The following is a 21,295-nucleotide window of genomic DNA, read 5'->3' on the forward strand; positions in this document are numbered from 1 at the left end:
AAACGTCTGGGCCCACGGGGGGCCCAGACCGGGGTGTTTTCAGTCAATCGCGGCTATCACCGAGATTTCCACCAGCAATTCGGGGCTTGCCATGCGGGCTTCGACACAGGCGCGGGCCGGCGCATGACCCGCGGGTACCCAGGCATCCCAGACGGCATTCATGCCGGCAAAGTCCTTAATATCGCGGATATAGACTGTGGCCGACAGTATCCCCTCGCGCTGGCTGCCCACCGACTCGAGCAGTGCATCGACCTTGGCCAGCATGGTTTCGGTCTGGCCGGTGATATCGGCGCTGCGGTCTGCCGCGACCTGGCCGCAGAGGTAGGCGACGCCATTGTGCACCACGGCACGGCTCATGCGGCTGGCGGTTTCATAACGGTCAATGCTCATCTGTATCTCCTGATTGTTCGAAGGAATTCAATTAATTGGCACTGTCGGCCAGCTCGCCCAGGCTCAGCGGCTTGATGGGCGAGCGGATCTGGTAATAGCCTACCTCGCTGTTGGGCACCTGGCGCTCATCGGCCATAAGCTGCGACACCGTCAGTCCGCACATGCGTCCCTGGCAGGGCCCCATGCCGGCGCGGCAGAAGGCCTTGGCCTGGTTGGGACCGGGGCAGCCGTCCCGGGCGAGACGGCGCAGTTCCCCTGCGGTCACTTCTTCACAGCGACACACCAGGGTGTCATCTACGGGCAGCAGGAACTCCCTCGCGGGGCTATAGAGTGCGTCCAGAAAGGGACGAATGGCCCGTTGCCGGTCGAGCGTGCGACGTGGAACCTGTGATTGTCGGTCGCGCTGCTGCTCACTGATCACATTAAGTTGTTGCGCGATCTGCAGGGCGGCCAGTTTACCGAAGGCCTCGGCGGCCAGGGCACCCGCGATACCGGCGCCATCGCCTGCGACAAAGAGGCCTGGCAGGCTGGATTCGCCCCAGGAATCGATATGGGGGCGCCAGCACTGCTGCAGCTTGTCCCAATCGTGCGTCAGGTTGAGTGACCGGCTGAGCTGTACATTGGGCACAACCCCCTGATGTACCAGCAGGGTGGCGGCGCTGATGGTCTGTTCCTTTTTGCCCTGGCGAAAGCACACTTGGCCCAGTGTCCCGTCGGGGCTGGCCAGTGCCCGCAGTTCACTGACGCCGGTGATACGGCGAATGCCGGCACGGCGCAGCTCTGTAAGCAGACCGGCGCCCTTGGCGAGCAGCGGCAGATTACGCAGGGCTCCCGGCAGGTATTTGAGCGCCGTAAGGTAGTGCTTGCGCGGGGTTGTATCCAGGATGGCCTCAATGGCCACACCGGCGCGGTGTAGCTGGGCGGCGATCAGCAACAGCAAAGGGCCGCTGCCAGCCAGTATCAGCGGCTGGGCCGGCACCAGGGCGCTGCTTTTAAGCAGGATCTGGGCGGCGCCGCAGGTCATGACGCCGGGCAGTGTCCAGCCAGGAAAGGGAACCGGCCTTTCCTGGGCACCGGTGGCGATCAGCAAACGACGCGGATGAATACGCTGGCTCTGGCCGTTGCCGGACAGACTGAGGCTCAGGTCTTGATCCAGGGCCCAGACGCTGGTGCCTGGGCGGTAATCCAGCGATGAATTTTTAAGCGCCAGGGCCAGGCTGCGGCCATGGTAGTAATCCTTGCCGAGGATCTTTTCATCGGCGGGTGCCGGCTGGATGATGGAGCGGTAAATCTGCCCGCCAGGACCCTTTTGCTCATCCAGTAGAACGGTTTTCAGTCCCAGTTGTGCGGCGGTTGCGGCCGCCGCCATGCCGGCGGGGCCTGCACCTATTATCGCCAGATCAACATCATGGTTGCTCATGCCGGAACTCCTTCTGCGAGGCTGTCATTCAGCACAGGTGCACCCTGCTGGCGGCGGATGTTCATTCCGTCTGCCACCTGCACCATGCAGCCCTGTACATTAGGCACGCCATCAATCTCCAGCAGGCATTCGAAACAGATGCCCATCAGGCAGTAGGGTGCACGCGGGTCGCCGCTGACCGCACTGGTGCGTGCCGCTGGCTGGCCGGCGGCGAGTAGTGCAGCGGCGGCGCTGTCACCGGGGCGAACCTGTACAGGCTGGCCTTCGACCGTCACCTGTATCCAGTCGTTGCTGGCGTAGGCCAGCCGTTCAAATTTCGAAGCGCCGGGCATGGAAGGCCTCCAGTGGTAGTGTATTGGTGTCCGTGGCAATCCAGTTAGCCACGAAGCCTTCGTGCAGTGCGCCCAGGCGTAGGCGGCAAGGGGTAAGACCGCTGTGGCTGGTCAGCAGGTTACTGTCAGCAGTCCTGATGCATTCAGCTTTCAAAGCGCCGGGCATGGAAGGCCTCCAGTGGTAGTGTATTGGTGTCCGTGGCAATCCAGTTAGCAATGGGGCCTTCGTGCAGTGCACCCAGGGTTACACCGCTGTGACAGGTCACCAGGTAGGCGCCGGGATACTGGCTGGATGCCTGATAAATGGGGTAGCCATCGGGGGTCATGATGCGCAGTGCGCCCCAGGCGCGAACCATGCGCAGATCACGCAGTAGCGGGAACATGCGGGTGGCACGGGCGGCGATTTGGGCCATCACCTCGGTGGTCGTCCCGCTGTCAAAGCCCACATCTTCCTTGGAGTCGCCGATCTGCACCGTGCTTTCGCCTGTCTGGCGAACATGGCCAGTGGGGTAGTGCAGGAAGGGCTGCACGCGCTCGGTGATCAGAACCTGGCCGCGATTGGGCACCAGCGGGGCGGACAGGCCAACCTGGGGGGCAAGGTCCCGATTGCCAAGGCCGGCACTGAGCACCACCTTGTCGCAGTGCCAGTCGCCTTCGGGTGTGGCCAGGCGAAAGCCGGTGGTCAGCGGCGTAATCCGGCTCACCCGGCCGCTGTTGCGGATCTGCCCGCCCTGGCGCAGAAACAGTTCGGTCAGCGCACGCAACAACCGCAACGGGTTCAGATGGCCGTCTTCGGGACACCAGGTGGCGCCTGTGACCTCGGGTCCTGCCTGGGGGATAAATTCGCGCACTTGTTTAAGGTCCAGGCGCTGAAACGGATACTCGCCGCCGGCCTGGTGCTGCATCTTCAAGAGCATGGCTTCGCGCGCGCTAAGTTCCTGTTCGCTCAACGACAGGTAAAGCCCACCGCGCTGCTGCAGTTCGATATCAATGCCGGTACCGTCCTGCAGGCGCTGGGCCAACTGGGGCCATAGACGGGCCGAAAGACGGGTGACAGTGGCATAGTCGGGCAGGGTGTCACCCTTGCCCTGAACCCAGACGAGTCCGAAGTTGCCACGCGATGCGCGCAGTGCAATATCGCCTTCATCCAGAATGGTGACTTTGAGTCCGTTGCGCTGCAGGCCCAGGCCAACGGCGAGGCCAACGAGGCCGCCGCCGACAAGGCACAGGTCCGCCGTACGGGCCGCGTGTGAGGTTGCCTGCATAGGGGTTACCTTTTTGCAAAGTGTGGATACTGTGTACAGAGCCCGATGCCGCTTGGGCACCGGGCTTTCAGGGTTACTGCAGTGCTTTGGTCAGCACGCCGTTCGCCCAGTCGGCACCGATATCGTCGAGGATTTCCGGCCAGACAGTGGCGCGGATAATGGCGGCGGTGGCGTCTAGCTGGGCATCGCTTACCGGCACCAGGGTCGCGCCAGCTTCAGCCAGCAGGTTCTCGTTGCGGGCCTGATCCTTGCGGGCGTTTTTCCAACGTGCGGTTTCAAAACGCTCGGCGGCGGCGTTCAGCGCGTCTTGCTCTGTGTCTTCGAGTTCGCCGTAGATGTCGTCATTGATCAGCAAATACCACATTTCGAAATGGGTATTGATGGGCAAATAGAACTTGGTGACATCGCGAAACGAGGCGTAGTAACCCTCGGCGCCTGAGCCCATAACGCCATCCACCACGCCGGTCTGAACGGCGGTGAAGGCTTCGGAGAAGGGCAGCGGCGAGCCAATAAAGCCGATGTTGTCAGCCGTCATCTGAAAGCTCTTGATGGGTGGCACACGCAGCTTGGCACCCTTGGCAATCTCGGGGTTGGCGACGTCGGCGATGTCCCGGTTCAGGGCCACACCACCGAAGTACACCGGCCAGGCGCCCAGTACGCGGATGCCCTGCTCGGCGTAGAGTTCGGCTGCGGTCTGGCGTATGGGAGAACCCTTGGCGAACACCCGTTCAGCGTCGTCCCAGTTCTTTACCATATAGGGCATGTAGATCACCTGGAAACGCTTGTCGGCGCTGGAGGCCGGCGGCTGTACCGCCATATCGATGGCGCCCAGGCCCACGCGCTCCTGTACCAGGGTGTAGTCGCCCAATGCACTGGACGGATAGATGCGTACTTTCAGGGCACCCTCGGTGGCCTTCTGGACATCGGCGGCGAAGGCGTTGGCGTCCACATCGATGGCCGTGTCCTGCGGGCGTACATGGGACAGTTTCAGCGTGGCCGCTTCAAGGCTGGTGCCAAGGGAGGCCGTGAGTGTGATGGCGAGTGCCAGCGGCTTGAGCAGGGATGTTTTCATTTTTCTCTCCTGGGTTTGTGGGTCTTGCTGCAAAGGGTTTGCTTTAGTAACCGAACAATCGCGGCAGGTATTCCGACAGGTCGGGCCAGACGGACACGAGTATGACCACCGGGATATAGCCGAACAGAATCAGCATCATTGCGGGCTTCACCACCTCGGTGAATTTGACGTTGCCAATACGTGCTCCCAGGTACAGGATGCTGGCGTAGGGTGGCGTCACGCCGCCCATGGCGGTGTTCACGCCCATGATGGCGGCGAACTGTATTGGGGTGACGCCCAGTGCCGTCATCAGGGGCAGCAGCAGCGGGGCGGTCAGAATGATGGCGGTAATGTCGTTCACTACCATGCCTATACAAAACAGGAACAGGTTGACCAGGATCAGCAGCAGGATCTTGTTGTCGGTGATCTGGAAAATGGCATCGACCAGGGACTGGGGAATATTTTCCATCACGTAGAGCTGACTCAGCATAAGGCTGAACAGGATCATGATCAGGATGGCGCCCACCGCCGTGGCGGATTCCTTGCCGGATTCCAGCAGCGTCTTGAAGGTCAGGCCGCGGTAGATCATAAAGCCCACGGGCAGGGCATAGATGACAGAGACGGCCGCCGCTTCGGTGGGCGTCATGATGCCGCCGTAGATTCCGCCGAGGATAATCACTGGCATCAGCAGCGCCGGGATGGCGTTAACGGTCTTCTTGCCGGCTTCGCGTATCATCCGGTCTATCGGCAGGGGCTCATCCAGTATCAGCGGGAACTTGCGCGATACCACCATGTTGACCGCTGAAAAGTTGAACATGATGAGCAGGCCGGGGCCCAGTGTCGCCAGAAAGCAGGCGAGGATCGACGTCTCGGTAACCCAGCCATAGACAATCATGGTCACGCTGGGCGGAATCAGCAGCCCAAGAATGGACGAGTTGGCGATCAGGGCGGTGGCATAGGCGCGCGGATACCCCTTGCGCTCCATTTCCGGGATCAGCAGCGGGCCTATGGCGGCAATACCGGTAAGGCCGCTGCCTGAGATCGCACCGATAATGGCGCAGCTGACGGCGGCGACAACACCCAGACCGCCGCGCACTCGGCCGATAAAGACGTTGACGAACTGCAACAGACTGGCGGCGATACCGCTCACGCTCATGATGGTACCGGCGAATACAAACAGCGGAATGGCCAGCAGAATCGGGTTGGTCAGCTGGCTGAAGCCCCAGAGCATCATGCCGCGCATAGTGGCTTCACCAACCAGCGTCATGACCATTAGGCCGGCGCCAAAGCAATAGGGTAGTGGCACACCGATGGTCAGCAGAATGACCAGCACGGCAAAGGCCAGCAAGGCTATTTCAACCATTGTTATTGTCCTTTCTGAGGTCGGTAAGAACGTCGAATTCACGTACTTCATCTGTTTGCGGGAAGTCTGGATCCAGGCTGTGATCCGGCGTTGCACGCATGCCCAGCAGGAAACCCAGGTTTCGCAGCAGGTGCCAGCTGGTGAACAGCGTCATCATCACCAGGCCAAGAAAGAGCGCCGATTCATAGATAATGGTGGGGATATACAGGGTCGGGGACTCTTTCATCACGCGCAGCGCATAGCTGAAATATTTCCAGGCCCACCAGGTCATCCAGAGCGAAATCACGATGCTGATCAGATCGGAAAAAGCTTGCAGCAGGGCTCGGCTGCGATCCGTTTTAAGGAAGATCTCCAGTACGTTGGCACGAATCTGGGTGTCTTCCCGCGAGGCGTTAACGCTGCCCAGGATGTAGAGCCAGATGGTGGGGATCAGCGCTATTTCCTCCAGCCCCATAAGGGGCATTTCGAAAACATAGCGGGTGATGACCTGCACAAACTGGAACAGCGCGACCAGGCTGATCAGTGCTGTCAGTGTGTAGCGAAAAAAGCGTTCCATAGGCGTTCTCTAGTTGTGATTGTGGCCAAGGTTCGGGTGAATTCTGGGGATTTGGGTAAATAACATCAAATCGTTTGTTTATATGATTTAATAACATCATGTTATTTACTTCTACAGAGAGGCCCAGCCTGTGGCACGCTTAACCTACCGCCAGATCGAAGCCTTCAGGGCCGTTATGATTAGTGGCACCACCAGTGGTGCGGCCAATATCCTGTGTGTTTCCCAGCCCGCGGTGAGTCGCCTGTTAAGTGATTTCGAAGCCACGGTGGGGGTGGAGATGTTCGAGCGCCACAAGAAGCGGCTGATCGCCACGCCTGAGGCGAAATTCTTCTATGCCGAAGTGGAGCGGGCTTTTGTGTCCCTTGAACACCTCTCCCGTGCGGCCGAGGAGTTGCGCGGCTTCAGTATGGGCTCGCTGCGGGTCGCCTCCATGCCGGCCATGTCGGTGGAGTTCCTGCCGACCCTGCTGCGCCGCTTTAATGACCTGCACCCGGGGGTGTCGCTGTCGTTGCAGGTGCGCAGCACTCAGCAGGTGGCCGATCTGGTGGCCAGTCAGCAGTTTGATGTCGGGGTTATTTCAGGCATTCATCTGAGTGATCCGGGCATCGACATGACAACCCTGGCCGACAGCCGGCTGGTATGTGTGCTGCCGCCGGGACATCGGCTGGCACAGCATGAGCTGATCAAACCTGGGGATCTGGAAGGTGAAGTCTTTGTGTCCCTGGGGACCGAGCAGGACCTGAGGTACAAGATTGATAACGTCTTCGAACAGGCGGGCGTGAGTCGCCAGCTGCTGATAGACACCCAGCTGCACTATGCGGCCTGCGGTTTCGTACTGGCGGGCAATGGCGTATCCGTTGTCGACCCCGTCACAGCGCAGCACTATGCCAAGCTTGGGCTTGTGGTAAAGCGCTTTGAGCCCCGTATTGGCTATCGTTATTCGCTGATTTTCCCCCGTAACCGGGCACAATCGGCCCTGACCCGCGGTTTTGTGCGCTTGTTGCAGGATGCATTGAACGCCCTGCAGCACAGCTCGAACGGTCTTTTCGAAGTGCTCTGACGGGCAGGTTCTCTTCCCCGGCCAGCAAGCGCTAACCTTGCTGGCTTTTCGAACGTCTAGCTTCTAGCTTCTAGCTTCTAGCCCCTCGCCCCGTGAGGCATCACCCCCTAAAAACCTACTACCAACGAACTAAGTCTTGGCGGCCAAAGTAGAATTCTGGCGCGCTATGGACGGGTTCTATCATGACTACAAGAATGCGCACCGGGTCTTGTTTTGGGTGATCGCTATTCAAAAGTTCATTGGTAAACAGTTCAGTCATAAAAATCAGAAGGGTAGTAGCCATGATAATTAACAAGAAACTGCTCGGCGTCGCCGGTACCGGAATGCTCACGCTGATGCTCTCCAGCACGTTGCTGGCCCACGGGGATGTCACCCCCCAGTCGGTAGATACCGCAGGCCTTGCGCCCCTGGGAGAGGAATGGCTGGATGCCAACCCCTATGGAAACGACCATGCCGACCACGAAAAAGCGGTCGAGATTGGTGCCTCCGCCTATAACCAGAACTGTGCCCGCTGCCACGGCCTGGAAGGCATTTCAGGTGGCATAGCGCCGGATCTGCGCATGCTGGAGCCTGGTATCGACGGCGATGAGTGGTATCAGTACCGTGTCGTCAATGGTGCGGTACGTGACGGCCGGGTCTACATGCCCAAGATGGCGGATTACTTGAGCCAGGAAGCGCTCTGGGCGATTCGTGCCTGGTTGGAGACCAAGTATGTTGCGGAATAGGCTCAGCGCCTTTCTGCTCGGCTGCGTCTGTCTGCTGGCGCTGCCGGCGCAGGCGCGCGAATACGATGACGTTATCGCCAGCGGCTATATACGAATCGGTTTGTACCAGAACTTTCCACCCTATTCGTATCTCGACAAGGGTACCCCGGCGGGGGTCGATGTTGAGATTGGCAAGCGTATTGCCCAGCGGCTGGGGGTGCGTTTTGAGCCCCACTGGATAGTCCCGGACGAAAACCTTGAAGACGATCTGCGCAATAATGTCTGGAAAGGGCACTATTTGGACAAGAATGACGATCAGCCACTGGCCCTCAAACGCCTGGCCGATGTGATGATGCGTGTGCCCTATGATCGTGAATATTCCTATATGCGTGACTCTACCGGCGTCGTCGTCAATGAGCAGGTGGTGATGTTCGGCCCCTATCAGAGCGAGCGCTGGCAGCTGGCCTACGACAGCGAAAAGATCGCGCGCGTCAGTACCATGGCGGTATTCCAGTACCACAGTATCGGGGTGGAGCTGGACAGCCTGCCGTCCTTCTATTTGACCTCAGGCTTTCAGGGTCGCATGCGTGAACATACACGCCACTTCGCGTCTTTGCCGCTGGCGTTTGCCGCCATGCAGCGCAGTGAGGTGGATGCCGTGATGGGCATGCGCGCCGAAATCGATCAGCAGCTGGGTCTTGCCGGTTCCGAGCGCTATCGCCTGGGGGAAAACGGCTTTCCGGGCATGGGCAAGCAGAGCTGGGATCTGGGTATGGCGATCAAGCACAGTAACCGTCAGCTCGGCTACGCGGTGGAAGAGGTCGTGGATGGCCTGATCCGCAGCGATGAAATGGCCGGGATCTACTCCGCTTTCGGTTTGCAGTACGAGTTGCCGGCCTTCTACCGGGATACCGCGAACTGACCGCTGGCGCTGCCCATACCGCAGCCTCCTAGTTAAGGCCCGCACAGGAGTAGAGCATGATATCAGCCGCGGCCCGGGTTTGGCGCGATGCCTGGCTTGGCATGCTGCTGGGGTTGCTGGTCACCCTGTCGGTGATGGCGCTGGCGGCAGAGCCCGAGGGCAAAAATCCTGCTATTCCAGCGTCGCGGCAGGACCCGCTCGACTCCCCAAAGGCAGACCATGACCCAGGTCAGGGCGCTGCCGATGGGCCCGTGATTTGATGCCATCCGCCTGACCCGCTACCAATTTGGCCGCAGCCTGGCGTACCCGTGCTCGGTTACAAAAACGCGGCGTTCTTCTTCCCCTTGTGTCGCGTCACAACATCCTTCTTTGCAAGGGGGCACTGCCACGGAGGCGCCTATGTCAGCCAATCAGATCGTACCCGACAAGATGGCACAGGCTAGCGTCAGCAGCCCGCGCGCTGTGCCGAGCCTTGCCGCCGGCACGCGGCTCTATTTTGATAGCCAGCATCAGCGCTGGGTGATCAAGGCGCCGCATCAGGTGGTGTTTCTCGATCCAGTGTCGCTGGATGTGCTGCGTGCCTGTGAGGGTGAGCGCAACCTGGTGGCTATTGCTCTGAGCATGGATGCGCTCAATCACCGCCCGGGTCGTGCCTGGCTGGATGTGGTGACCGATATTGTGCGCCATTTCGAGGCCCGCGGTGTGCTGCGCTGCAGGCTGGAAGATAGCGCTCTGAGTCAGGTGCAGAGGCCGCTGCAAGGCCTGGCCGAACGCCTGCTTGAGCGCAGGAGTAGTACCAAGTGAGTAGAAATCCGCTACTGCGGTGCAATTGTCCGTTAGGGCCTCAAATTCAAGAATTCATGCCAGGTTCGGGAGTTTGTCCCGTAGCTCTAATAAGAACGAAATCCGTGAGGAGACTGTGATGAAGAGATTTAGCTGCATCCAAGGCTTTGCCGTTACCACTTTGGTCGCTGCAATGTCGATGACTGGAATGACCCATGCCGGGGTTACCGATCAGGATATTCTGAATGACCAGGCGACCACCGAAGATGTTGTGAGTTACGGGATGGGGCTGCGTGGTCAGCGTTACAGTCCCCTCACCAAGGTTAACGCCGATACCATCAAGGAACTGCGTCCGGTTTGGGCATTCTCCTTTGGTGGCGAAAAACAGCGTGGGCAGGAATCCCAGCCCATGGTGAAAGATGGCGTTATGTACGTGACGGCGTCCTACTCCCGTGTTTTTGCGATCGATGTGGCTACGGGTGACGAGCTCTGGCAGTACGATGCGCGCCTGCCGGACGGCATCATGCCGTGCTGCGATGTGATCAACCGTGGTGTCGCCCTCTACGGCGACCTGGTGATCTTCGGTACCCTCGATGCCAAGCTGGTTGCCCTGGACAAGGACAGCGGCAAGGTTGTGTGGAAGAAAACCGTGGAAGACTACAAGGCCGGTTACTCCCTGACTGCCGCGCCCATGATTGTTAATGGCAAGGTTATTACCGGTGTGTCCGGTGGCGAGTTCGGTGTGGTGGGCAAGGTTGAAGCCTATGACGCCATAACCGGCGACCTCGTCTGGACACGTCCGACGGTCGAAGGCCACATGGGTTATGTGTGGGAGAACGGCAAGAAAGTTGAAGCCGGTATTTCCGGTGGCGAAGCCGGAAGGACCTGGCCTGGCGACATGTGGAAAAACGGCGGCGCGGCTACCTGGCTCGGCGGCACCTATGATGCTGATACCAACCTGATGTTCTTCGGCACCGGTAACCCGGCACCCTGGAATTCCCACATGCGTCCCGGCGACAACCTCTTCTCCTCGTCCCGTCTGGCGATTAACCCGGAAAACGGCAAAATCGTCTGGCATTTCCAGACCACTCCCCATGACGGTTGGGATTTCGACGGCGTTAACGAGCTGATCGCGTTTGACTATCAGGACGGCGGCAAGACCGTGAAAGCAGCAGCGACTGCCGACCGTAACGGTTTCTTCTACGTGCTGAACCGTGAAAATGGCGATTTTATCCGCGGCTTTCCGTTCGTCGACAAGATGACCTGGGCGACGGGTCTGGATGAGAAGGGTCGTCCGATCCTGAATCCTGCAGGTCGCCCGGGTAACCCGAGCGAAACTGAAGGCGAGAAGGGCGAGGCGGTCGTTTCTGTTCCGGCGTTCCTGGGCGGCAAGAACTGGATGCCCATGGCCTATAGCCAGGATACCGAGCTCTTCTATGTGCCTTCCAACGAGTGGGGCATGGATATCTGGAACGAAACGACCGCCTACAAGAAGGGCGCGGCCTATCTGGGTGCCGGCTTTACCATCAATGCGCTGAACGACGACTACATAGGCGTGCTGCGGGCGATGGATCCGAAAACCGGCAAGGAAGTGTGGCGTTACAAGAACTACGCACCGCTGTGGGGCGGCGTTCTGACCACCAAGGGTGGGCTGGTGTTCATGGGTAATCCTGAAGGTTACCTGCTGGCATTCGATGCCAAGACCGGCGAAGAAAAATACAAGTTCAACACCGGTTCCGGCATCGTCGGTTCGCCGATCACCTGGGAACAGGATGGCGAGCAGTATGTTTCAGTCGTATCCGGCTGGGGCGGCGCCGTACCTCTGTGGGGCGGTGAAGTGGCCAAGCGTGTGAAGCATCTGAACCAGGGCGGCACGGTCTGGACCTTTAAGCTGCCGAAGTCTGCAGAAGTGGCGGCGCGTTAAGCGCTGCTATTAATCCGTCAGATTAGAAGCAGGGTCAATATGGCCCTGCAGCAAGATGATCAATCAAAAGGGGGCCGCATTTATTGCGGCCCCCTTTTTTGGTGATTTCGGTTTACGGGTAACGGGCGAAGTGGCAAGGCGAGCAGGTCAAAACAAAACGCGCAGTTTCAGGGCAGGCGGAAGGGTTCAATACGGGTTTTCGGGTTGCTACCGCTATCGCCGTTCGACGAAGTATCACTGCCGTTGCCGACGATAATGACCGGTTTTTGCAGCAGCAGGTTGTTGGGGTAGGCGATGGTTTCGCCGTTCTCACCCCGCAGCAGGACCTGGAAGAAGGTGATTTCAACGATCTCGCCGATGATGGTCTCCTCGTCATCCAGGATGCGGATGCGGTGGCCGATTCGGGCGGGAAAGGCGAAGAAGATAATGATGCTGGAGGTGACATTACTCAGGATGGACCACTGCGCAAACAGGGCCACGCCGACGATGGCAAAGATCGACGAGGCGAACAGCATCAGATTGCTGTAGTCGATACTCCAGATCAGCGAGATCATCACCAGGGCGGTAAAGATGCACAGGCCGTTGAAATACTTGTTGATATAAATCACGCGCTGGGCCGGAACCCTTTTGGCCTGGCCGAGTGAGCGGATGAGTTTGCGCACAAGCCCGAAGACGACAAAGTAACCTGTGATCACGCCCAGGGTGGCAAGTAGTTGTGTATACACGCGGTCCTCGCGATGCTGAATGTCGGCCTCTGTGGAGGTGCGACGGGATGAATATGACCCGCAGCCTCGGCGTTAATAGCTCCGGTGCAGTGCCGCCATTGAGTGGCGACAGTTGCGATGTCATGAATTTTTTAAGGGAGCCTTTGTAGCATTTACCGGCACTGAACACGAGGATCTCCCTGCGCTACGACCGATTTCACACAACCAGATATGAGCCCGAGTCCGCGCCTGGGCTATTGGGCAATCTCTGGGCTGGCGCTGTGCGGTAGCAGGCTCCTATAATCGCGCCATGACTTCAGCTCCCTTTATTCTTGATTTGCGCAGTTACGACCGTGAAACCCGGCGCCACCAGCACGACTATCATCAGCTGGTGCTGCCGCTGGCCGGCGAGCTGGAGATGCAGATCGGTGTGCGAGAGGGACGGGTGCACAGCCGCCAGGCCGCGATTATAGGTGCAGGGGAAGACCACGCCTTTGCCGGCGCAGCGGGTAATCGTTTTATTGTGGCCGACATTCCGGTGGCGCTGGCACCACTGCTGCAGCGCCTGCCGGCCTTCATCGATCTTGACGACTCTCTGGGGCGCTATATCGGTTTTCTGCAGACCGAGCTGGAGCAGGGCGGCAGTCTGGTAGTGCGCCGCCAGATGCTGTTGTTACTGCTGGAGTTGCTGAGCGCACGTCATGATGGCGCACCTGCGCTGGATCGGCGGGTGCGTGCGGCCCAGTCCTGGATCGATGCACACCTGGATATGCCCGTTACGCTGATAGAGCTCGCCGCCGTGGCCCATATCAGCCCGCGCCAGCTCACCGCATTGTTTCGTGAGAGTCTGGCCATGACACCGCAGCAGTATCTGCTGGAGCGGCGCATGCAGACCGCCTGGGCGTTGCTGGAGTCCGGCGAACTGAGCATTCAGCGCATTGCCGAGCGAGTGGGGTACAGCAGCCTGGCGGCTTTCAGTGACCGCTTCAGGCGTCACTTTGGCAAATCGCCGCGCTATTTTCGTAGCACCGCTCTTCAAGGTTAAGAACGCCGCGCCTTCTTCCGTCGGTGCATAGACAAGCTCGCGCCATCCAGGAGCCAAGGCCGCGTACCCATATCCAGTCTGCCGTTTCGGCAAACAGTTTCGCCGTTGTGGCAAAGTCGGGGTGGCGCAGACCGGCTATGCTGGCGGCTTATCATATTCAGCCGCAGGCCTGCTCCACTGCTTGCAAGGATTCAGCACAGACCATGACGCAGATGACAACAACACAGCGCCGGGCGACCTTCATCGGCGCCATTTCGGTATTTCTGTGGGGCCTGCTGGCACTCTTTACCCAGCTAAGCGGCAACCAGATACCGCCGTTTCAGATGCTGGCCATGACCTTTGGTATCGCCTGGCTGCTGATGATGCTCAAGGGCTCTGTGCTGGGACCATCGCCGCTGCGAGTGCTGCGCCAGCCCCTGGGTGCCTGGCTGCTGGGAGTAGGCGGTTTGTTCGGTTTTCATTTCTGTTACTTCCAGGCCATGGCGTTGGCGCCTGCGGTGGAGGTGGGGTTGCTGGCCTACCTGTGGCCGCTGCTGATTGTGCTTTTCTCTGCCTTGCTACCGGGCCAGAAACTGCATCCGCTGCATGTTGTCGGCGCTCTGGCGGCCTTGTTGGGGTGCTGGCTGTTGCTGGGCAAGAGCGATACTGGCTTTGAGGCGAAGTACTGGCAGGGCTATTTTCTGGCGCTGGCCTGTGCGCTTATCTGGTCGGGCTATTCGGTGGCCAGCCGGCTGGTGGCGCGGGTACCCACCGATGCAGTGGGCTGGTTCTGTGGCGCTACGGCACTGCTAGGTCTGATCTGTCATCTGTTGTGGGAGGCGCCGCTATGGCCGCAGAACCTCACCCAATGGAGTGCGGTGCTGGGGCTGGGGCTTGGCCCCGTGGGGATTGCTTTCTTTACCTGGGATTATGGTGTCAAGCATGGCGATCTGCGTCTATTGGGCGTGCTGGCCTATGGCGCGCCCCTGATTTCCACTCTGTTATTGGTACTTAGCGGTTTTGCCTCGGCGAGCCTGTCGCTGTTGCTGGCCAGCCTGCTGATCGTCGGTGGTGCGCTGGTGGCCGGGGTCATGCCGGGTTGGCTGCAGCCAAACAGGGGTAAGGGACAGGCGGAAATAGGGGGTCAAAAGTAGTAGGGAGCCCCGGTGTTTTCGATGCCAAGGGAGCATACCGGGGTTGCCGGCCTCATCGCTACTATGCAGTTGTAGTCGAACAGCATAAGGCGCCGGGATAAAACGGTCGTCGCAGCGATAACAACAAGAGGCATGACAAAATGATCTACGCACAGCCAGGAAGCGAAGGCTCCGTTGTTACATTCAAACCCCGTTACGGTAACTTTATCGGTGGCGAGTGGGTCGCGCCGGTCAAGGGTGAGTACTTTAATAATGTGTCGCCGGTTACCGGCAAGCCGTTCTGCGAGATCCCCCGTTCCACCGCCGAAGACGTTGAATTGGCGCTGGACGCCGCCCACGCCGCCAAGGATGCCTGGGGCAAAAAATCCGTTACTGAACGCTCCAACCTGCTGTTGAAAGTCGCAGACCGCCTGGAAGCGAACCTGGAAACGCTGGCCGTGGCCGAAACCTGGGACAATGGCAAGGCCGTACGTGAAACCCTCAACGCCGACGTGCCGCTGATGGTGGATCACTTCCGTTATTTCGCCGGTTGTATCCGCGCTCAGGAAGGTTCCATCGGCGAGATCGACGAAAAAACCGTGGCTTATCACTTCCATGAGCCGCTCGGTGTGGTCGGTCAGATTATCCCCTGGAACTTCCCGCTGCTGATGGCCGCCTGGAAACTGGCACCTGCACTGGCTGCAGGCAATTGCGTCATACTCAAACCTGCCGAGCAGACTCCGGTGTCCATCCTGGTGTTTGCCGAACTGATTTCCGACCTGCTGCCCCCAGGTGTGCTGAACATCGTCAACGGCTTTGGTGCCGAGGCCGGTCAGGCGCTGGCTACCAGCACCCGTATCGCCAAGATCGCCTTTACCGGTTCCACCCCGGTAGGCGCGCACATTCTCAAATGCGCCGCCGACAACATCATTCCGTCCACGGTTGAGCTGGGTGGCAAGTCGCCGAACATCTACTTCGAAGATGTGATGGCGCAGGAAGACAGCTTTATCAGCAAGGCTGTTGAAGGCACGGTACTTGCGTTCTTTAACCAGGGTGAAGTCTGCACCTGTCCGTCACGCCTGCTGGTACAGGAAAGCATCTACGACGACTTTATGGGTCTGGTAATCGAGCGTATCAAGCAGATCAAGCGCGGCAACCCGCTGGATACCGACACCATGGTCGGCGCCCAGGCCTCGCAGCAGCAGTACGACAAGATCATGAGCTACTTCGATATCGGCCGTGAAGAAGGTGCCGAAGTGCTGATCGGTGGCGGTGCAGAACAACTCGACGGCGAGTTCAACACCGGCTACTACATCCAGCCGACTATCCTCAAGGGCACCAATAACATGCGTGTGTTCCAGGAAGAAATCTTTGGTCCGGTGATCTCTGTGACCACCTTCAAGGATGAGGCTGAAGCCCTGGCCATTGCCAATGATACCGAGTTCGGTCTGGGTGCAGGTCTCTGGACCCGGGACATGAATCGCTCCTACCGCATGGGCCGTGGTATCCAGGCCGGTCGCGTCTGGACCAACTGCTACCACCAGTACCCGGCACATGCTGCCTTCGGTGGTTACAAAAAATCCGGTGTTGGCCGTGAAAACCACAAGATGATGCTGGATCACTACCAGCAGACCAAGAACATGCTGGTGAGCTACGACGTTAATCCACTGGGCTTCTTCTAAGCCGACAAGTACCGCATACCGCAGCACGCAAGGACCTCCTGCCACGCGTGCTGCATTGCAGATCGGCTGGTTCTTCCCATAGACCAGTCAGCCCCCTGAATGAGTGCTCTCACTCTCAGGTTTTCGCGCGGCTTGCCGCGCTTTTTTTCGTCTGCATTTCCTTTGGCGACCTCCGATGCAGCTGCTAGGCGTCAGTTACCGTTTTCGATAAGAAAAATTGTCATGCGAAGTGCCTGTTTGATTTATATCTGATCTATATTTGTATCTGTAGGGGGATACGTGGATGTACCCCCGTGCATGTACAGTAATTTTTGGGTTTGCTGCGCGGTGCTGTATACCTGTGCTGGACGCCCCGAAGTCTTAGGTTATTTAATACCGTATGGCAAGCGGCGGCGGTCAGGATATACGTCGACGTACGTGTCAGCGGCACTAATACAATCGTCAGCTGAGCAATGGAAGCCAGGCTGGGTGAATACTCTCCCCAATCTCGATTCTCCTCCCCAGGCTGTGCTTGTGCATATTCGCATGTGGCATTAGGTTGTCGGACGGGCGCAAAAATGCTTTTTAAGCTTTGTGTCCGGTCCAATTGTCAGGTGCCAGGCAATGGGTTTTTTTAAGGACGCAATCCTGGATGATAGATGGACCTTGACTAAAACGAGTTACTTTTTAAAGAGGTAGGAATTAGGCCCTCTGTGTACTTTGTCGGCAGCGGGCTATGAGCAAGAAACGCTGGAGCACTTTATGCCTATGGAGTTAGCTGAGCGTATCTCTGTGTTTTTTTGTTAACACTGGATACCGAACGGTCGTCTCGGATTTTCGGTTTATTACTCGCACGGCCAAATGACATATTAACGGAAATATGATGAAAAATATTGAGCACGTGGTTGTACTAATGCTGGAAAATCGATCATTCGACAGTATGTTGGGCTGGCTTTACGAAAAAGGAGAACCTGCCAGAAATGTTCCTGACCTGAAGCCGGGTGAGCGTGCCTATGAAGGCTTGCAGGGTCTTGACTTAAATAGCTATCAAAATGTTGATTCGACCGGAACTATCAAGGTTAGCCCCATACGGGGAGTGCAAGGACTTAATGTGCCGAATGTTTCACCAGGCGAAGACTTTTTCCAGGTTAATACTCAGCTTTTTGGAACAGAAAGCCCGGATGCAACAGCAATACCGTCCATGAACGGCTATGTTCGCGACTACGCTAACTTGTTAAGAAAACAAAAGTATCCGGAAGATAAGGTAAAGCTCTATGCTCAGCAAGTAATGCAAAGCCATACACCGGACCAATTACCTGTGCTCAATGGTCTCGCTGAACATTATGCTGTCTGTGATATGTGGTTTTCATCCGTTCCCTCCCAAACCAACCCTAATCGTGCTTTTGCATTTTGCGGAACCTCAATGGGATTGGCTGACAATGGTTTTTTGGAAGAAGACAAACGTGCTCCTCTCATAGAAAAAATAGTTGGTTATAAATTAGGTGATGATCGATTTAAAACTACTACTGTTTTTAATGCACTGGCAGATGATGGGAAGACAACCTGGAAAATTTTTCGTGAAAGCGGGATGTTGCAAAGTAATATTGATAAAATGTCGAAAATTCTTCTGCCGATTATCAATGTTTTCATGCAAACAAACCCGCTCCTTGTTCCTGCTGGAATAACTGCGGATATTCTACTGGGATATCTTATTGAATTAAGTTCATCAAAACTTGAATCTGATTACGTTCACCGCCTTTTTCCAGAAATCCTTAAGATAAAGGATGCGGATTCTAATTTTGGAAAACTGGATGATTTTCATATTGCAGCTCGTTCAGGCCAGTTGCCGAATTTTACCTTTATAGAGCCAGAATGGACCATCGGTGAAAAAGGTACAGGCGAAGGTGAATTAATGAAAAAAGCGCTGTTTCACCAGGGTGATGACTATCATCCACCCGGTAACGCAGATGCTGCCGAGAACCTGGTTAAACAAGTATATTTAAGTATTATCGCAAATAAGGCTGCTTGGGAAAAAACTCTGTTAATAATCACTTTTGACGAACCCGTTGGCTCTTATGATCATGTACCGCCACCTGCTGCCATACCCCCTTGGGGTGAGGGTAAAACCCCTGACTTTAAACGGCAGCACGATTTTAAATTTGATCGCTACGGAGGGCGAGTACCAGCAATACTAGTTTCACCTTGGGTGGAAAAAGGAACTGTGTTCCGGTCTTCGACCAATGTTCCTTTTGACCATACATCCCTTATAGCTACGATTCTAAAATGGAGGGGGCTGGGAAGTCGAATAGGTGACTTTGGGGAACGGACAAAGCAGGCTCCTACTTTTGATGATATCGTTTCCCTGGTTTCTCCTCGAACAGATAAAAAAGACGTACGCTTTTTAAAACTCGCCCACAAAATAGGTGATCCGGTTCGTTATTACGATCGATTCTATTTGAAAGCCTCGAATGGAAAATATATTTCAATATTCCAAGAGCATGAAGTGGCGCCGTTCTCTATTTTTAGTGAAGATTCCGCGATGAGTGAATATTTTCCAACTTTGGGGTATGAACCATTTCCTTCAAATGCCAACGTAACAGCTACACAGTTTTATTTACAGAACGCCAGTAATCGACCGGACTCTGGTGCGGTGGAGAATAAATCGAAAACAAGATTGAATGCTGGCGATAATGGCTTAGGCTCTTATAACGTTTTAGGTGCCTGGAAGGATTCTCATGATTGTTATTATTTCAATGACTACATGGAGGGCGACAACTGCCGAAAGCAGACCTGGATACTCCAGACAGTCAAGGGTGCTAGTGCTTTAAGTTTCGGAGATCAGGTCTGTATTATAAATGAATACTACAATCAAGGGCTGGCCCCGGACTCGAGGTATAATGGATATGTCACGACTAACAAGAATGAAAACTACTGGACAGTAGAACCTATTTTGGACGATCAGCCAGGATCTAATGTTTTCCGAAGAGGAGATGAATTTTACCTTAAAAACCTTAAGACGGGGAAATATGTCAAAAATAATTCAAAGTATAAAGGGGGGCAATGGTATCCAACCTTAGGTGATGCTTCGGCACGTATTAAGTTGAAAATACCTTCGAGTAAATACGGCCCAATGAATGAAAATGGTATGATGATGACTAATCAGCCAATCTTCGATGGCGCTATCACGGAAATTATTTCGACAGAGTCCGATTTAATTTATAAGGGAAAGCGTTGCGATGTTCTTTTAGCGTGGAACGACAAGAAAGATATATATTATTACTACGAAGGCTATTCGGCAGATTATCAAGCATGGATAATATCACTGGTAGGTAGTTCTGGCATGGTCAAGGACGGCGACCATGTGCGACTCATCAACAAGGGCTACGATAAACTGGGTAAAAAACAGGTTATAGTAGCAGATGGTTCTTTTTTGACGACAGCCACAGATGCATATAATCAGGATAGTATTTGGGTACTTGAAAAAGCTAACTAATCGTTTAAAAACATAATTGAACGCGTCAAAATTAACACTCAGCGGGCTGTGTATAAAAGCGCAGCCCGCTTAGCTTAATTTTCAATTCGATCCGTTCATGCTATTAACCTGGTGGACAAATAGGTTCCCTCCCTATTTGTCCGTCACGCCAGAACTCTTTAGCCTAAAAGAATGGGCGCAAGTGCATGGACTTGCTGGCCTTCTGGGGGCGAAGAGATGGCGTTCACATTGGCCTGCGGCCAATGATGAAGCATCCCTGCTTCATGTATTAACCCGCCGGTAATTTGGCAGCTTCTTTATCATTACCTGCTGGGCAATGTGAACCTTTATCAAGGAAGCTGCGCAAAGGAAATTCGTGTGCCTGAGACCGTTTTTTTAGGTTAAAGCGTATGTTGTTACCGAGAATCCGTGTCCATACGTATGCTGCATACTGTACTGCCTGATATAGAAAGTCGATCCGAGTGCTATTAACTCATTGGGCTCTTTGATCTATTGCTGTCATCATCTATCCCCGGTTACAGAAATTATTTCCTAACCGAGGTGTCCGGCACATTAGATCCCGATTAACGCTTACCGCCAGGCATTGACGTTGGCACGGCTACCAGTTTCCCCGCGGGCTCTTCTTGGCAGTTGGCTTCAAGGGGTTCGCCCCTGCGACCGGTAATGCCCACCACATCACCCACCTGCTTGCCTTTGCACGCCTCGAAGGCTTCGGGAGGTGGGCCGTTTTTAGGGCGCCTCTGGCCGGAATCTTCTGCGCCTAGGCTGATTGTCGGTATTAGCCCGAACAGGGCAGTGGCGAGGGTCAGTGAAATCATACGTTGTTTATTCATCACATTGCTCTTTGGCGATATTTCTATCTGTGCAGTTCTGGTGGAAAAATAATTTGGCGGCCTTTGAGGCCAGGCCGCCTTGTTGGCTGAATTAGGCAGATACGTTGATCAGGCCGCCTTCAGGCGCGCTTTGTTTGAGAATGTCAGTGATTGAGCTGAGCGTTGAGGCCTGGTCTTCTTCTGACAAGTCGCCGCTGTAATAGTCATTCAGCAGTGTGTTCAGGGTTTGCAGCATCTCATCGCTGATATCCAGGCTTTGTGAGGGCGGCGGAGCTGGGGGAGTGCCACGCTGTTGCGCGCCGCCCATGCCTGCCAGATCACCTATGGATTGGGCATCGAAGCCAGCCGAGGACATGACTTGAGCCATCTCGCGACCGGGCTGGATGCCTGCTTCGGCAAAAGCTTCGACGATGGACAGTGCGTCAGCTTCTGTCAGCTGGTCGGGATCAAATTCAGCCAGTGTTTCCTCAATCAGCTGGCGCTGCTCAGCCGACAGTGAGGCAGTATTATTGCTGGATTGAGACTGGAAGGCGGCCATGGGGGCGGCACCTGATACTCCGCTGATCATCGTTCTATCTCCGAAGACTGATGTTCGGCCAGAATAACGCTAATGCCTGCTCACAATATGGAGACAATGTGGAATCGATTGTGCCGGCAGGCGTTGGTTGGAGCGACCA

At 56.2% G+C, this 21,295-nt stretch carries 21 protein-coding genes; 10 read left to right on the forward strand and 11 right to left on the reverse strand.

Annotation, left to right across the window (positions count from 1 at the left end; genetic code table 11):
* Positions 1-39: 39 nt before the first annotated feature.
* The 8 genes from MPRO_RS08355 to MPRO_RS08390 form a co-directional block, all read right to left on the reverse strand.
* Positions 40-390, reverse strand: coding sequence for a RidA family protein (locus MPRO_RS08355; protein ID WP_067290267.1), 351 nt, complete (start codon positions 388-390; stop codon positions 40-42).
* Positions 391-421: 31 nt separating this feature from the next.
* Positions 422-1,810, reverse strand: a complete 1,389-nt coding sequence (locus MPRO_RS08360; protein WP_067290270.1) for an FAD/NAD(P)-dependent oxidoreductase — start codon at positions 1,808-1,810, stop codon at positions 422-424.
* Positions 1,807-2,142, reverse strand: a complete 336-nt coding sequence (locus MPRO_RS08365; protein WP_067290274.1) for a (2Fe-2S)-binding protein — start codon at positions 2,140-2,142, stop codon at positions 1,807-1,809. The genes MPRO_RS08360 and MPRO_RS08365 overlap by 4 nt, the downstream gene beginning before the upstream one ends.
* Positions 2,120-2,308, reverse strand: a complete 189-nt coding sequence (locus tag MPRO_RS08370) for a hypothetical protein (protein ID WP_067290278.1) — start codon at positions 2,306-2,308, stop codon at positions 2,120-2,122. Before MPRO_RS08370 ends, MPRO_RS08365 begins: the two co-directional genes overlap by 23 nt.
* Positions 2,286-3,407 carry an NAD(P)/FAD-dependent oxidoreductase gene (locus MPRO_RS08375; RefSeq protein WP_067290281.1) on the reverse strand — a complete coding sequence of 374 codons (1,122 nt, stop codon included), beginning with the start codon at positions 3,405-3,407 and terminating at the stop codon, positions 2,286-2,288. The genes MPRO_RS08370 and MPRO_RS08375 overlap by 23 nt, the downstream gene beginning before the upstream one ends.
* Positions 3,408-3,480: 73 nt before the next feature.
* Positions 3,481-4,479 carry a TRAP transporter substrate-binding protein DctP gene (gene dctP / locus MPRO_RS08380; RefSeq protein WP_067290285.1) on the reverse strand — a complete coding sequence of 333 codons (999 nt, stop codon included), beginning with the start codon at positions 4,477-4,479 and terminating at the stop codon, positions 3,481-3,483.
* A gap of 43 nt (positions 4,480-4,522) precedes the next feature.
* Positions 4,523-5,821, reverse strand: coding sequence for a TRAP transporter large permease (locus MPRO_RS08385; protein WP_067290288.1), 1,299 nt, complete (start codon positions 5,819-5,821; stop codon positions 4,523-4,525).
* Positions 5,814-6,377: a TRAP transporter small permease gene (locus MPRO_RS08390; protein ID WP_067290291.1), complete on the reverse strand. Its 564-nt coding sequence runs from the start codon at positions 6,375-6,377 to the stop codon at positions 5,814-5,816. Before MPRO_RS08390 ends, MPRO_RS08385 begins: the two co-directional genes overlap by 8 nt.
* A gap of 130 nt (positions 6,378-6,507) precedes the next feature.
* Here MPRO_RS08390 and MPRO_RS08395 point away from each other — a divergent pair, with 130 nt between their 5' ends.
* The 6 genes from MPRO_RS08395 (at position 6,508) to MPRO_RS08420 (ending at position 11,770) form a co-directional block, all read left to right on the forward strand.
* Positions 6,508-7,437, forward strand: coding sequence for a LysR substrate-binding domain-containing protein (locus MPRO_RS08395; protein WP_067290294.1), 930 nt, complete (start codon positions 6,508-6,510; stop codon positions 7,435-7,437).
* A gap of 281 nt (positions 7,438-7,718) precedes the next feature.
* Complete coding sequence (gene pedF / locus MPRO_RS08400; protein WP_067290298.1) at positions 7,719-8,162, forward strand: cytochrome c-550 PedF; 444 nt, start codon at positions 7,719-7,721, stop codon at positions 8,160-8,162.
* Positions 8,149-9,063 carry a substrate-binding periplasmic protein gene (locus tag MPRO_RS08405; protein ID WP_067290302.1) on the forward strand — a complete coding sequence of 305 codons (915 nt, stop codon included), beginning with the start codon at positions 8,149-8,151 and terminating at the stop codon, positions 9,061-9,063. The genes pedF and MPRO_RS08405 overlap by 14 nt, the downstream gene beginning before the upstream one ends.
* A gap of 56 nt (positions 9,064-9,119) precedes the next feature.
* On the forward strand, positions 9,120-9,323 hold the full coding sequence (locus tag MPRO_RS08410) for a hypothetical protein (RefSeq protein ID WP_067290305.1): 204 nt from the start codon (positions 9,120-9,122) through the stop codon (positions 9,321-9,323).
* Positions 9,324-9,462: 139 nt separating this feature from the next.
* On the forward strand, positions 9,463-9,867 hold the full coding sequence (locus MPRO_RS08415) for a hypothetical protein (protein ID WP_067290309.1): 405 nt from the start codon (positions 9,463-9,465) through the stop codon (positions 9,865-9,867).
* Between the two features lie 118 nt (positions 9,868-9,985).
* Entirely contained in the window at positions 9,986-11,770 is a 1,785-nt protein-coding gene (locus MPRO_RS08420) for a PQQ-dependent methanol/ethanol family dehydrogenase (RefSeq protein WP_067290312.1), read from the forward strand.
* A 167-nt stretch (positions 11,771-11,937) separates the two neighbouring features.
* Here MPRO_RS08420 and MPRO_RS08425 read toward each other — a convergent pair whose 3' ends face one another.
* Positions 11,938-12,495 carry a mechanosensitive ion channel domain-containing protein gene (locus MPRO_RS08425; RefSeq protein WP_067290315.1) on the reverse strand — a complete coding sequence of 186 codons (558 nt, stop codon included), beginning with the start codon at positions 12,493-12,495 and terminating at the stop codon, positions 11,938-11,940.
* Between the two features lie 289 nt (positions 12,496-12,784).
* Here MPRO_RS08425 and MPRO_RS08430 point away from each other — a divergent pair, with 289 nt between their 5' ends.
* From MPRO_RS08430 to MPRO_RS08445, 4 genes are all read left to right on the forward strand, one after another.
* Positions 12,785-13,519: an AraC family transcriptional regulator gene (locus MPRO_RS08430; RefSeq protein ID WP_067290318.1), complete on the forward strand. Its 735-nt coding sequence runs from the start codon at positions 12,785-12,787 to the stop codon at positions 13,517-13,519.
* Positions 13,520-13,722: 203 nt separating this feature from the next.
* Positions 13,723-14,652, forward strand: coding sequence for an aromatic amino acid exporter YddG (yddG, locus tag MPRO_RS08435; RefSeq protein WP_245635056.1), 930 nt, complete (start codon positions 13,723-13,725; stop codon positions 14,650-14,652).
* A 140-nt stretch (positions 14,653-14,792) separates the two neighbouring features.
* Positions 14,793-16,313 carry an acetaldehyde dehydrogenase ExaC gene (gene exaC / locus MPRO_RS08440; RefSeq protein ID WP_067290321.1) on the forward strand — a complete coding sequence of 507 codons (1,521 nt, stop codon included), beginning with the start codon at positions 14,793-14,795 and terminating at the stop codon, positions 16,311-16,313.
* 862 nt (positions 16,314-17,175) lie between these two features.
* Positions 17,176-19,785, forward strand: coding sequence for an alkaline phosphatase family protein (locus tag MPRO_RS08445; RefSeq protein WP_067290325.1), 2,610 nt, complete (start codon positions 17,176-17,178; stop codon positions 19,783-19,785).
* Positions 19,786-20,348: 563 nt separating this feature from the next.
* Here MPRO_RS08445 and MPRO_RS08450 read toward each other — a convergent pair.
* A complete protein-coding gene (locus MPRO_RS08450; RefSeq protein ID WP_067290328.1) occupies positions 20,349-20,618 on the reverse strand; it encodes a hypothetical protein in 270 nt (89 codons plus the stop codon).
* A gap of 91 nt (positions 20,619-20,709) precedes the next feature.
* The gene (locus MPRO_RS08455) at positions 20,710-21,186 is read right to left on the reverse strand and encodes a hypothetical protein (RefSeq protein WP_067290331.1); all 477 of its coding nucleotides are present in this window, start codon (positions 21,184-21,186) and stop codon (positions 20,710-20,712) included.
* Positions 21,187-21,295 lie beyond the last annotated feature (109 nt).

It is taken from the genome of Marinobacterium profundum (genome assembly GCF_001528745.1).
GTDB lineage: Bacteria > Pseudomonadota > Gammaproteobacteria > Pseudomonadales > Balneatricaceae > Marinobacterium_A > Marinobacterium_A profundum.

Coding starts and splice junctions, on each gene's coding strand:
- MPRO_RS08355 (WP_067290267.1), bottom strand. CDS start 390: ATGAGCATTGACCGTTATGAAACCGCCAGCCGCATGAGCCGTGCCGTG.
- MPRO_RS08360 (WP_067290270.1), bottom strand. CDS start 1,810: ATGAGCAACCATGATGTTGATCTGGCGATAATAGGTGCAGGCCCCGCC.
- MPRO_RS08365 (WP_067290274.1), bottom strand. CDS start 2,142: ATGCCCGGCGCTTCGAAATTTGAACGGCTGGCCTACGCCAGCAACGAC.
- MPRO_RS08370 (WP_067290278.1), bottom strand. CDS start 2,308: ATGCCCGGCGCTTTGAAAGCTGAATGCATCAGGACTGCTGACAGTAAC.
- MPRO_RS08375 (WP_067290281.1), bottom strand. CDS start 3,407: ATGCAGGCAACCTCACACGCGGCCCGTACGGCGGACCTGTGCCTTGTC.
- dctP (WP_067290285.1), bottom strand. CDS start 4,479: ATGAAAACATCCCTGCTCAAGCCGCTGGCACTCGCCATCACACTCACG.
- MPRO_RS08385 (WP_067290288.1), bottom strand. CDS start 5,821: ATGGTTGAAATAGCCTTGCTGGCCTTTGCCGTGCTGGTCATTCTGCTG.
- MPRO_RS08390 (WP_067290291.1), bottom strand. CDS start 6,377: ATGGAACGCTTTTTTCGCTACACACTGACAGCACTGATCAGCCTGGTC.
- pedF (WP_067290298.1), top strand. CDS start 7,719: ATGATAATTAACAAGAAACTGCTCGGCGTCGCCGGTACCGGAATGCTC.
- MPRO_RS08405 (WP_067290302.1), top strand. CDS start 8,149: ATGTTGCGGAATAGGCTCAGCGCCTTTCTGCTCGGCTGCGTCTGTCTG.
- MPRO_RS08410 (WP_067290305.1), top strand. CDS start 9,120: ATGATATCAGCCGCGGCCCGGGTTTGGCGCGATGCCTGGCTTGGCATG.
- MPRO_RS08415 (WP_067290309.1), top strand. CDS start 9,463: ATGTCAGCCAATCAGATCGTACCCGACAAGATGGCACAGGCTAGCGTC.
- MPRO_RS08420 (WP_067290312.1), top strand. CDS start 9,986: ATGAAGAGATTTAGCTGCATCCAAGGCTTTGCCGTTACCACTTTGGTC.
- MPRO_RS08430 (WP_067290318.1), top strand. CDS start 12,785: ATGACTTCAGCTCCCTTTATTCTTGATTTGCGCAGTTACGACCGTGAA.
- yddG (WP_245635056.1), top strand. CDS start 13,723: ATGACGCAGATGACAACAACACAGCGCCGGGCGACCTTCATCGGCGCC.
- exaC (WP_067290321.1), top strand. CDS start 14,793: ATGATCTACGCACAGCCAGGAAGCGAAGGCTCCGTTGTTACATTCAAA.
- MPRO_RS08445 (WP_067290325.1), top strand. CDS start 17,176: ATGAAAAATATTGAGCACGTGGTTGTACTAATGCTGGAAAATCGATCA.
- MPRO_RS08450 (WP_067290328.1), bottom strand. CDS start 20,618: ATGAATAAACAACGTATGATTTCACTGACCCTCGCCACTGCCCTGTTC.
- MPRO_RS08455 (WP_067290331.1), bottom strand. CDS start 21,186: ATGATCAGCGGAGTATCAGGTGCCGCCCCCATGGCCGCCTTCCAGTCT.